The 12,394-nt window shown below is 37.6% G+C and carries 7 protein-coding genes; 2 read left to right on the plus strand and 5 right to left on the minus strand.

Annotation, left to right across the window (positions count from 1 at the left end; genetic code table 11):
- Positions 1–22: 22 nt before the first annotated feature.
- The 3 genes from dapE to H710_RS00855 form a co-directional block, all read right to left on the minus strand.
- Complete coding sequence (dapE, locus tag H710_RS00845) at positions 23–1,195, minus strand: succinyl-diaminopimelate desuccinylase (protein ID WP_041848970.1); 1,173 nt, start codon at positions 1,193–1,195, stop codon at positions 23–25.
- Between the two features lie 111 nt (positions 1,196–1,306).
- Positions 1,307–2,035 carry a M48 family metallopeptidase gene (locus H710_RS00850; RefSeq protein WP_041848971.1) on the minus strand — a complete coding sequence of 243 codons (729 nt, stop codon included), beginning with the start codon at positions 2,033–2,035 and terminating at the stop codon, positions 1,307–1,309.
- Positions 2,036–2,090: 55 nt separating this feature from the next.
- Complete coding sequence (locus H710_RS00855; protein ID WP_041848972.1) at positions 2,091–2,870, minus strand: alpha/beta hydrolase; 780 nt, start codon at positions 2,868–2,870, stop codon at positions 2,091–2,093.
- Positions 2,871–3,060: 190 nt separating this feature from the next.
- On the opposite strand from H710_RS00855, the gene infC reads away from it, so the two are divergent.
- Positions 3,061–3,579: a translation initiation factor IF-3 gene (gene infC, locus H710_RS00860; RefSeq protein WP_041848973.1), complete on the plus strand. Its 519-nt coding sequence runs from the start codon at positions 3,061–3,063 to the stop codon at positions 3,577–3,579.
- Between the two features lie 222 nt (positions 3,580–3,801).
- Complete coding sequence (locus H710_RS00865) at positions 3,802–5,568, plus strand: ABC transporter ATP-binding protein (RefSeq protein WP_041848974.1); 1,767 nt, start codon at positions 3,802–3,804, stop codon at positions 5,566–5,568.
- A gap of 25 nt (positions 5,569–5,593) precedes the next feature.
- Here H710_RS00865 and H710_RS00870 read toward each other — a convergent pair whose 3' ends face one another.
- Together H710_RS00870 and H710_RS00875 are read right to left on the minus strand one after the other, a co-directional pair.
- A complete protein-coding gene (locus H710_RS00870; RefSeq protein WP_041848975.1) occupies positions 5,594–10,246 on the minus strand; it encodes a translocation/assembly module TamB domain-containing protein in 4,653 nt (1,550 codons plus the stop codon).
- Entirely contained in the window at positions 10,246–12,207 is a 1,962-nt protein-coding gene (locus H710_RS00875; protein ID WP_041848976.1) for an autotransporter assembly complex protein TamA, read from the minus strand. Before H710_RS00875 ends, H710_RS00870 begins: the two co-directional genes overlap by 1 nt.
- Positions 12,208–12,394: the final 187 nt, after the last annotated feature.

The following is a 12,394-nucleotide window of genomic DNA, read 5'->3' on the forward strand; positions in this document are numbered from 1 at the left end:
ACCCGTAGAGTAATCACTTTTTTTACGCAAAAAAATCAATGATAAAACGTTCATAAATAACCGTGAGACTTTCCATAGCATCAAGAGTGACACATTCATCTACCATATGCATTGTGTGCCCTGGCAAACCAAATTCAACAACTGGACAGTAATCTTTAATAAACCGCGCATCGGAAGTACCACCAGAAGTTGAACATTCTGGCCTTTTTCCTGTCACTGTTTCAATAGCATTCGACAATATTTCAATTAAGTGATCATTTTTGATCAAGAAAACACTGCCTAAATTTTGTATCCATTCAAGCTGATAATAGGGGTATTGATTGCTATTATTTTCCGAATACACCAAAGCAAGACGCTTTTCAATTTCGGCAATCAGCGCCTCCTTTGTCCAAAGATCATTGTAGCGAATATTAAAACGAATTACTGTTTGCGCTGGAATAATATTGGTAGCAGAATTTCCTGTATCAATAGTTGTCAATTCCAGATTGCTTGCTTGAAAATTCTTTGTTCCTTGGTCCAAAGCAGTCTCTGTCAACGCTTGAATCAGTTTATGTGCTAAAGGCAATGGGTTAGCCGCGCGCTCAGGAAACGCAACATGTCCCTGCTGACCTTTAACTGTAATGATGCCAGAAATTGATCCCCGACGACCAATCTTAATCATATCACCAACATGTTTTACACTCGTTGGTTCACCGACAATGGCTGCATTCCATTTTTCGCCTTTTTGTGCTGCCCATTTTAGAAGTTTTACTGTACCATTAATAGCAGGACCTTCTTCATCGCCTGTAATCAAAAGACTCACAGCCCCTTTTATAGGTTGTTTTTTAAGGACTCGGGCCAGTGCTGCAATAAAACAAGCTATTGCGCCCTTCATATCAACAGCACCTCGCCCATATATTTTACCCTGATGAATTATCCCCTCAAAAGGAGGATACATCCAATTATCTAATTCACCAGGTGGCACGACATCACTATGGCCAGCAAACATAAGATGCGGCCCCTTATTCCCCATCTTCGCATATAAATTTTCAACATCTGCTGTATTTTTATCTGAAAAAATGGGACGCTCAACACTCAATCCCATTTTTCTTAAAAACTGTTCCAAAATCGATAAAGCGCCAGCTTCATTAGGTGTAATAGAGGGGCAACGAATAAGCGCCTGTAACAACTGGACAGGATCTGTAAAGACAGGCATAAAATTCTTCCAATCTGAACTAAGAATTGTAAAATGTTAAGATGAATTATAAAAAAGATAAAGTAAAAACATTGTAAAACCTCAAAAAATGCCCCTGCATATTATCCATTATCAGTGAAAATTGATCTTATGCAATGTATAACCATTTTTCTTCAACCAAGCGTGATACATTTTATAACCAGAGCAAAGTCTTTCACAAAGGGTCCAAAATTTCTCTCCATGATTCATTTCGATAAGGTGAGCGACCTCATGTGCTACAACATATTCAACAACTTCTTTTGGTGCCATAATAAGGCGCCATGAAAAAGAGAAACGCCCATCTGTTGAACAAGATCCCCAACGGCTTTTTGTATCTTTATAATGGATTGATTTGACCTTGCGCCCTACCTTATATGCATAATGAGCTACCAACGGCGTTATTGTGATCTCAGCCTGTTTTTTCAAAAAATCCGCAACACGCCTTGGTAAATATTCTAATTGACTATAGATGATGATTTGCGGTTTTTGTTCTTCATTACCTGAAACAACTTCAACGACCCCACGTCCTTCTTTACGTGTTACGATGTGTGAAACACCCAATAAGGGAATCGTTGCACCTTCTTTAATATGCAAATTTTCGCAAGAAATGGATAAACGAGCAAGGCGTTCTTCAATCCAAGACTGATGCTTTTCAATAAAATGCTGCACGGCACAAGAACTTACCGCCGGCGGTATTGTCAGGCTAATCTTCTGCCCACTTGCATCAATACGCAACGTAAAACGGCATGCTCTTCGGTGTTCTCGCACCCATAAAGGGACAATGCGATCACAGAAAATAAAATTCCGTTCATAAACTGCCATACATCACGTCTTTAATAATAAAATCAATGTTTTTGATAATAAATGAAGCTCGCTTTTATTCTGCGTGAATCTGATCAATCAATGACATCAATATTTTTTCAAAGCAATTCAAATCTTGCGGACGTGAAAACCGGTGATCTGCATCACGAACAAGTGTCAATGTTACATTATTTAAAGGTAAATAATCAAGTAAACCTAATGTATGTTGATAAGGAACCTCTTCATCATGCATCCCTTGTAAAATATGAATTGGACATCCAATATCAATACACCCTTTCATAACCCTGTTGTTTCGCCCATCCTCAATCAATGCTTTTGTAAATGGTGTTGGTTCCAAACCATAAGCTGAAGGCCATTCAAAATAACCTTTTTCTTCCAAAGCCTTCCATTCTTCTGTACCCAAAGCCGGTTCAATCAAATTTTGCGTAAAATCAGGAGCAGGGGCAATCAACACCATACCAGCTAGTGCCTTTTTTTTCTCTGCCAACATCATAGCGAGTTTTATGGCGATCCATCCTCCCATAGAGGAACCAATCAAAATTTGTGGTCCCTCACAATAAGCTTCAAACACAGCTAAACTTTCTTTCACCCAACGTGAAATGGTTCCTTGAAAAAAATCCCCTTCAGATTCTCCATGGCCAGAATAATCAAAACGTAAACAAGATAAATCATTTTTTTGAGCAAAAGCATCAACAGTCATCGCTTTGCTCCCCAGCATATCAGATCGATAACCAGATAACCAAACTACCCCTGGAGAACGATTACCTTTGCGATGACGTACAGCAAGAGCTGTATTATCAAACGAAAAAAATTGGCAAAGAATATTTTGATCCATTATTATCTTTCCTTGAATAAGATACCTTGTTAATTAAAAACTACTATCCTTAAAAAAATAAATCAAAAGCATTTATCAAAAGCCTGAAAAAAGCATCAATTCTAGTTGTTTTTCCAGACATAATTGTATATTAAAATCTTCGTTAATTAATCAAAATTAAGGAGCATAAATCATTCGCCGGCCATTTAAAATGACGCCTAATCAAAAAGATGGGCCACGTTCAAATCAAGAAATTCGGGTTCCTTGCATTCAACTTATTAACGATGAGGGGCAAAATCAAGGAATAGTTTCGACACAAGAAGCACTCGCTATGGCTGCAAATGTCGGGCTTGATCTCGTTGAGATCGTACCAAATGCAGAACCTCCTGTATGTAAGATTATTGATCTAGGTAAGCTAAAATATCAAAATCAGAAAAAAGCAGCTGAAACGCGTAAAAAGCAAAAAATCATCGAGGTCAAAGAAATCAAAGTGCGACCGAATGTTGATGTCCATGATTATGGAGTTAAGCTTAAAGCTATTCATCGTTTTATTGAGCATGGCAATAAAGTAAAAATTACTTTGCGTTTCCGTGGTCGTGAAATGGCACACCAAGATCTTGGAATAAAGCTTCTTGAACGAATAAAAGAAGATATAAGCGAAATTGCTAAAATCGAATCTGAGCCAAAACTTGAAAATCGTCAGATGATGATGGTGATCGTACCTAAATAATCCATAATTCAAAAAGCGCATTGTATAAACCTCATTTAGCATGCAAACGCATAGTCTTAAAATAACATGCTCTCTAAAGTGTTTGAGTAGTTTTTGAGAATTAATTAATCGATGCACAAAATTTCTTTATACAAAGCGCTTTTTGTTTGCTAGAAAAGTTAAATCTTTTCCATAGAGGATATCCAATCTTGTCTAGAATAATGATAGGAGATATAAGGCTTTATGGTAAAAAAACAAACATCCTCTTTCGATAAGCATCTTATCATCCGCCTTTTGCGAGAAAATTTTCAAAAACATGTGCACTGGTACAGTGCTGCGATTGTTTCAATGATTATCATTGCCTTAACCACTGCAACTAGTGCGTGGATCATGCGCGATGTTGTCAATCATATCATTGATGCAAAAAATTTTAACGTAATTGTTCTCACTTCCGGTGCTATTGCTTTTATTTTTACTCTTAAAGGAATTGCAACCTTTGCTCAAACTTATTTTCTCAGCAAAGCAGGCAATAGTATTGTTGCTGAACAACAACGCAAAATTTACGCCAGACTTATGCAACAAGGAGTTGCCTTTTACTATAATAATACCTCATCTGATCTTCTTATTCGTGTAACCCATAACGCGACAGAAGCCCGTATTGTCATTGACACAATTATCACAACTTTTGTGCGTGACTTACTTTCTGTTATTGGGCTCCTATTTGTTATGTTCATTCAAAATTTCACATTAATGACTATTAGTTTAACTGTTGGACCATTAGCATTTTTAGGGGTTCGAACGGCTTTAAAGCGTGTGCGCAACCTTATGGAGAAAGAACTTCACTCGCTTGGTGAAATTATTAAAGTCATGCAAGAAACTGCTATCGGTATTCAAGTGATTAAAGCTTTTTCGCTAGAAGAATTGATGAAAAAACGCATGAATGAAGCCATTAGTGATGTCGAACAAAAAGCAAATAGTATCTCAACACTTGAAGCTGCAACAAGTCCTATTATGGAAACACTCGCTGGTATCGCAATCGCTGTTGTTATTTGTTTTTCTGGTTACCTTGCAAACCAACATGCAGGTGTTCAAGGTGAACTAATGTCTTTTATTGTAGCTTTACTTTTAGCTTATGAACCTGCCAAAAGATTAGCGAATGTTCGTGTTAAAATTGAATCTGGTTTGGTGAGTATCCGAACAATGTTCGAAATACTCGACTACCCCTTAACTATTATAGAACATAAAGAGGCTAAAAACCTTAATAAAACGCAATATTCTATTCGCTTCGAACACGTTTCTTTTGCTTATATAGACGGTCAGGAAGTGCTCAATGATATCAATCTGGAAATAGAAGCAGGAAAAATGACAGCATTGGTAGGGCCATCTGGTTCAGGAAAATCAACCCTTATTAATCTCATTATGCGCCTTTATGACCCTACACAGGGACATATATTCATCGGTAATCAAGATATCCGCCACATCACATTTCATTCCCTTCGTAATCTCATATCTTATGTAGGACAGGATACTTTTTTATTCCAAGGAACTATCAAATATAACATCGGACTTGGCAAAGAAGGAGCCAGTAACGACGATATTATAAAAGCAGCAAAAGCAGCCAATGCCCATGATTTTATTATGGATTTTCCGAATGGTTATGATACACAAATAGGTGACAATGGTAATAATCTTTCAGGTGGACAAAGACAACGTATCGCTATTGCCCGAGCAATGCTTCATGATGGCGAAATCTTGATTCTTGATGAAGCAACAAGCGCTTTGGATTCACACGCTGAAGCACAAATCAATGAAGCACTTCATCGCCTCACCAAGGGACGTACAACAATTGTCATCGCCCATCGCCTTTCAACGATTGCCCATGCTCATAAAACTATTGTGATACAAAGTGGACAATTGGTTGAGCAAGGAACTCAGTCAGAATTACTAAAAAAGAAAAACAGTCTTTACAAAAAGCTGCACGATATTCAATTTAAAGAGCAAGAATTGTAAGTGATCCTCCTTTTAAATATGATCTTTAATAATCCTTCTCATAGAATAGACCAAAACTAGAGTTCTTTTCATTGCCTATAGCAGTTTTCACTTTGAAACGGCGTGAAATATCCAAATTAACTGTTCCTTTTGTTGCCCCATCCGGTCCTGCTTCAAAACCTAAGTAAATATTATCACGGATATAGCGTCCAATACGTAAACCTGTATTCCCTTTTTCATCAACAACAATATCAAGATCATCAAGATCAATTTTATTACGTAAAGCGCTTAATAAAGATGCGTTAGTCGCACCTGCAAGTTCAGCTACAGCAGTGGCAAGTTGAGCAATTTGAAAGGCCGATAATTCGCTAAGAGAACGGTTAAAAATTAAACGCGCCAAAACCTCATCCTGCGGCAAAACAGGCTGTGAAGTAAATTTAATATCGAGATTATCAATAGTTCCGCTCACCGTTACCATAACATTAACATCAGCATTATCACTGTTGGTCACAAAATAAACAGTAGGGCTAAGATAACCATTAAAGTTTACTCGCCCTTGATCAAAACTGAGACGTCGTGAAAGAATATCAAAACGTCCACGTATCATCTGTAACTCACCAACTGGATATACGTCATGCAATGGACCAGTTAAATTAATATATCCTCCCAATTCAGCATCTAAACCTCGGCCACGTACAAAAAACTGATTACGAGCCTTAATTTTCATATCCAAATGTATAAGAGAGGAAGATTGTTCAGAAACATTGTGATTTTGGCTATCAATTTTAATATTGGCATATTCAAGCGTTTTTCGAATTGGCGTAGTCAAATTTTTCTGTTTAATATTAAAAAATGTATTATTTCGAAAATGATCAGGAATAAAAATTTCAGCCTTTTCAACGGTAATATCACCACCAACAACAAGATCATCATGTAAAACACGACCAGTTACTGTCATTTCACCTGTTAGGGTTGCCAGAATAGACCCATTATTATAATTGGCACGATTGAGCTTAATCACTAAGTCTGTTTGCAAATCATTAGAAATACGACCTGTAGCAGAAATAGCTCCCCCACTAGATGAAGTAGCATGGGCGTGCTCTAGAATCATATGATTGCCATTTAATTTACCCTCAAGTGTTATATTGCGCAGTCCCAAATTTGTTTGTGAATCGGAAAAATTACCATGAATTACAGAAATTTGACCCACCAATTGTGGTTGCGACAAAACACCATTAATAGTCGCGTCAACTTTTGCTGTTCCTGTTATATGTGCCCCACGCTCAGCCAAAAATTGATCAATAAAAACGAGAGGCATTGTTCCTTTAATATTCAATCCTATTCCCGCATCATATAAAGAAACATACCCTTTTACAGCAAAATCCAATTCCTTAGATCCGGTCGCTATCAGATGGTCAATATGAAGTATTGATTGTTCATAGGAACCATGAGTATCTATATTAACCGATACACTCCTCTTATGTGCTGTAGAATTAAAAATTAAATCATGACCTAAAAATTCAAAATGCGCAGATGGATCTTTTAATGTTCCTCTAATATCGATCTTGCCTGTTACCACTCCTCCAAAGGTTTGATTGTTCATCAAACCATTGGCAAAATGCGCAGGTAAGTTTTTTAAATGAACATGTAAATCAAGCTTGTTGCTCTTTAAAGCTACAGTCCCTTGTGTCTGTGCTTGCAACCCCTCTCCTAATAAATTTGAGTTCACAGTAAGGATTCCACCAATCATTTTCCCCGTAGCAGAAAGCACAAAAGGTGTTATTTTTTTCTCCTTGAGAGCAGCAATGGTTAAGCCCTGACCTTTGACATCATAGGTCACATCAGGCTTTTCCAAATGACCGCTCATCACAACTGTCCCTGTCAAAGTTCCATCAGCACCAAGATCAGGTTTCCACAGATTGGCTAAAGCAACAGGGATAGCATTCATTGAGAACTGTAAATCAAGAGTATCTTGCAAATTTCCTGCAAGCATAATCTTGCCTTCATTGATAGCAAATTCTAACTTGCCCATTGTCATCCCGTCTTCATTAAAAATAATTGCAACCGGTTTGAGTAATGTTGCATGAAAATCGGATTGCTCCACATTTACAGTTTCAAGTTGAATTTTTTTCTTCACACCTTCTGGCAACCCTTTTGTCACTATAGAGCCAGAAAGCTTTGCATCCGCATCATTATGCAACATTGCCTGAACATGAAAAGCTGTCTGCCCATGACTGCCATTGGCATAAGCACTTAAATGATTAACCATCATCAACGGTGTCTGAACTTGCTCTGCATTAACAAAGCCTTTAACTTGAATCGTACCAAAAGGATCGAATATATCCGCTTGTATCTCTAACTTTTTGATTTCATTTTTTGCAAATATTAAATGATCAATATTGGCTCTTAGATTGATGCTTTGTTTACCATTTTGTTCATCAAAAACAACATCCCCTTTCACATCTCCGCTACCTTCTTGTAAGACCAGTGCAGAAATTATTGAAATGTCATCAGCATCAATATGCAACGCTCCCTTCATAAAGCCTTTAAGCGTTCGCGCAAGACTACCTGTTATACTTGCATAACCTCCTTTAATATCAATATCCTGAAATTTCCAAAAGTGATCAGAATTGTTAAAAGCAACAGATAATTGCAGTGGTTTCTCAGCAAAAGTTCCCTTTCCTTTTACAAAACCATTGAAGTAGGAAATAGCAGGTGATGTATTATCTATAAGTGCATTGATATTCAGGGTTGCATTTTGCAGTTTTTTACCTACAAAAAGCGCTTCAGAAACATCAACATGCGTGCTAATCGTTATGAAATTATTGTGCCCTCTAGCAGCACCCTTTATTGTAACCGCTCCCCCCAATCTTGGATCTAAAATGGCAAGATCGGATATTTGAGCAGAAAAATCCATCTCAGCGTTTAAATTTGAAAAATGACCATCAGCTCTTACATTTGCGTGTTGATTTTTTAAGTGTAAATGACGGACAATCACACCTTTCGTATTCCGAATAACAGCAGCTGAAACAACAAGATTCCCCTGCATAAAACGATCAACTGCCTCTACTCCCATTTTCACTGTATTAGTAGTCCCTGATAGTTCAAGATTAAAAACACCACCAATTAAATTTATGGTTCCCCTCGCTTCAATATCTGCACTACCAGAAAATGGTTGCCCACTTAAAAAACCAAATGGTGCAAGTGTTTTTGCTTTTAAACCAAGATCACCTTTAAAAACGAAACGATCTATTTCTCCTTTTAGCCCAACGGAAAAATCTTGAGCTGTAACACTAAAATCACGAATCAATATAGGCTTACCAGCAAAAATATCCGCATCCATCTTCACATAAATCGTTTGACTATTATCCGCAGACTCATCCCCAAAATTCACAACACCTTGAAGAGTACCATTAATCTGAATACCGACATGACGAGAAGCTACATCATCAAGATTTTCGCTTACTCCTCCCATATCAAAGACTGCATCATTAATATGAACATTTCCACTGCTTAAATGGTGAATGTGAAGCTGGCCTTTCCAAGCTTGTTGCCCTTCACCACCATAATCAATGGTTAAAGCAAGATTATCTGCACGCGCTTTTCCCTTTAACATTGGTAAACGGACAGATTCACCGTGTTTATTCAAGTCTATTTGGCCATCAACAAAAAGACGCCGTAAAAATCCATCAGCTGTTATTTCAGTGTTAGCAACAACGTTAATCACATCACCTTGAATCATCATATGATCAAGGCGCAGTGTACCTTCTTTTGTCATCACCGCTTCTGCTTTTAATGCAACATCAGACTCAAAAAAGCTGCGGTATTGTGCAGGTGTTAAAAGACCAATTTTTCCTGCTAATTCAGTAAAAAGACGGTAACCTTCTGAAACACTGGCAAGAACAATATTACCATTCAAAATAGATTGATGATCAGCTTCCAAACGAAGTGCAATATTCAAATCATCAAAAGTACCATCGCCTGTAACGACGAAATTGAGTGCAGGACGCTTATCAACACGAAGAATATTGGCTAAAATACCATTTTGGGGCTCATCAGTAGTAATACTAATCTTAGCTGTACGGCTGCTATTCAATAGCTTTGTTAGAATAGAAAAATGACCAGGCGCATCCAAACGATCAATCGCTATATCCGCATCAAAATCACCATTGACTAGGTTTACATGTCCTTTTAACGACACATCAGAAGAAAGACCAAAAAAATCTTGTTTAAAATTTATATGTTCTGCAACAAACGTATTGATGGAGATATCTATAGGTAATTCGGGTATGGAAAATTGGATAGAACTGAAGGAAGAAATTGATGAAGAATCTTGAGGTTTGCGTAAAAACGTAATCTGTTCCGCTGAAAGCTGATCAATCTGAACATGCCCTTTAAGCAAAGCTAGACGATTCCAATCTATCTTAGCATTGATAATTTCAAGCCAAACGCCTTGATGATCACTGACAGTAATAGCATCAACGGACGTCTTAGAAAACAGGATTCCTTGCACATTGTTCAAGCGAATTTGGCGATTAGGCGTTGAAAGTTTACGTTCAATAAAAGAAACAAACCAAAAATGGTTATCTACTGCTGCTTCAAGAGAAGATGAACGATCCCTCTGTATAAACATGAAAAAACTTATCACAAGAAGAAAAACACCAAATAAAATTCCCCCTAAATATAATATTTTTTTCATTAGAACGCCTGCCCTATCCCCACATAAATCCCTACGCGAGGATCACCTTTTTCCCGCTCAAGAGGCCAGGCTACATCAAACCGTACAGGACCAAGACCTGTCATATAACGTCCTCCAATACCCATTCCCCATTTGATTTTTTGTAAAAAACCAAAATTTGCTTTTTCTCCTACACGACCACCATCAACAAAACTGACAAGCCCTATATCATCATTCAAAGAAAAACGTAATTCCGCCGAACCTTCTATAAGTGAACGCCCGCCAATAATACTATTTTCTGTTTTAATACCAATATTATGATACGCGTAACCACGAACAGATCCACCCCCACCAGAGAAAAAAAGCATATCTGAAGGCAATAAAATCTTATCACTCCCGATGAGTGTGCCAAGCTTTGCCCGCATTGCAAAAATAAAACGATTTTTCGCGTCAAGCGCCCAATAAGAACGACCTTCTATTGCCATTTTTGTCATAAAATTGTTGAAGTTCATTTCGTAAAAAGGATTAAGGATCACTTCACTATACAAACCTTTTGTTGCATTAAGCTTATTGTCGCGGCTGTCATAAATTAAATCATTTTGTAACCCAATTATCGTGAAATTGCGGTTTCTAAGATAATTATCACGTAAATGACCTCTAGAAACAATCATAGAAACCCGTCCTGATAAATTATCGTTGACGATATGTGTAAGACTCAACTTTCCTTTAATGGCTGTTGTGATATAATTACCTGAGATGTCTCGTTGCACTTTTAGTTCTGCCCCCAAATCTGTATCAGGAGTGATAATACCAGGCTTAATAAACGTTACCCCCAAAAGATAATCGAAATTCTTTGGATGATAAGATTGCTCTTTATGACGACCAATACTGTTTATCTTGGTTTCAATTTTAAAACGTTCTGCATGACCAAAAAAATTACTATGGATCCAATAAATTTGACCACTACCACCATCTAATGTTGAATAGCTACCCCCCATGCCCAAACGTCTTAGCTTACGCTCTTCTACAACGACTGTAAGCGGTAAATGGCTATCAGAATTAATTGTATCTGCTTCACGCACATCGATAGAACGAAAAACATCAAGCCGTGCAAGTCGTTTATTCGCTTTGGCCAAAGCCTCAGAATCATATTGCTGCCCGAGCTTCAATCCTGTCATCCATACGACATACATTGGATCCATGTGTGGGGGTTCACTTACATTGCGCACATTTATCGAACCGTAATAAGCTTTTTGCTTAGGATCAACTACAATTTGCGCATCAATTATACGCCTAGCATGATCCGCAACGATATCACGACTGATAACATCTGCTTTCGCATAACCTTGCTGACGCCACCCTTCAATTGCCCATCTTTCTGCATTAAGAATAGTTTCTGATTTTGCCAAAGCACCAACTTTATAGCCTAAATCCTCAACTGAAATCATTCCACCTGTTTTATACTTTACAAACGGAGAAGCCTTATTGATGCGCACAGCATTAAAAACATATTGTGGACCCGCATCAACCGTAATGACAATAGTCGATTGATCGGGCAATTCAGCTATGGGAGATACATCAGCAACTTCCAATCCATTGATCTTAATACTAATAACACCACCATAATGCCCATTCGCATAAAAAGCAGATAGAATTTCCCTATAATTTGAACGAGCTTTTGCCAACAAACCTGCAGAACTAGAAACAGTTTTATCTTTATCCACAACAAGAGAAGAAACAGTTTTTACTATCTTCACGCCCTCTAGTGGTGCACCTGGCGGCGCAACAACATCAACTTTATAGGATTTTTGTGCACCACGCATGCCATCTGAAGGAGCATTTGACTTTTTTTCACCAAATAAATGAATGCCAAAAATTTCAAATGCTGCAAGCGACTGCGGAAAAGAAAAGACTAAACACAAACCTAAACACGCAGTGCGTAAGATTCCTGATTGCAACAAAACCTTTGCCCGACATATCATCAAATCAGATACTCTTAAACAAATACTTAGTACTGTTTTCCTTAAAATAACGCCAAAAGAGTAATATAAACATATCTATTTCGAGATTCTTACCCATTTTAATGGGAGTAATAGCACTGTCACCTACAATGTTTTTTCTCTTATGCTCAAAAACCTAACCCCTCATTAAACAAAATAGTCGTCTTTT

Origin of the sequence: Bartonella bacilliformis Ver097, assembly GCF_000709795.1 — a bacterium.
In the GTDB taxonomy this organism is placed as follows: Bacteria; Pseudomonadota; Alphaproteobacteria; order Rhizobiales; family Rhizobiaceae; genus Bartonella; species Bartonella bacilliformis_A.

Bases quoted from the DNA above. Each gene is read 5' to 3' on its own strand.
- dapE (WP_041848970.1), bottom strand. From the start codon at position 1,195: ATGCCTGTCTTTACAGATCCTGTCCAGTTGTTACAGGCGCTTATTCGT.
- H710_RS00850 (WP_041848971.1), bottom strand. From the start codon at position 2,035: ATGGCAGTTTATGAACGGAATTTTATTTTCTGTGATCGCATTGTCCCT.
- H710_RS00855 (WP_041848972.1), bottom strand. From the start codon at position 2,870: ATGGATCAAAATATTCTTTGCCAATTTTTTTCGTTTGATAATACAGCT.
- infC (WP_041848973.1), top strand. From the start codon at position 3,061: ATGACGCCTAATCAAAAAGATGGGCCACGTTCAAATCAAGAAATTCGG.
- H710_RS00865 (WP_041848974.1), top strand. From the start codon at position 3,802: ATGGTAAAAAAACAAACATCCTCTTTCGATAAGCATCTTATCATCCGC.
- H710_RS00870 (WP_041848975.1), bottom strand. From the start codon at position 10,246: ATGAAAAAAATATTATATTTAGGGGGAATTTTATTTGGTGTTTTTCTT.
- H710_RS00875 (WP_041848976.1), bottom strand. From the start codon at position 12,207: ATGATATGTCGGGCAAAGGTTTTGTTGCAATCAGGAATCTTACGCACT.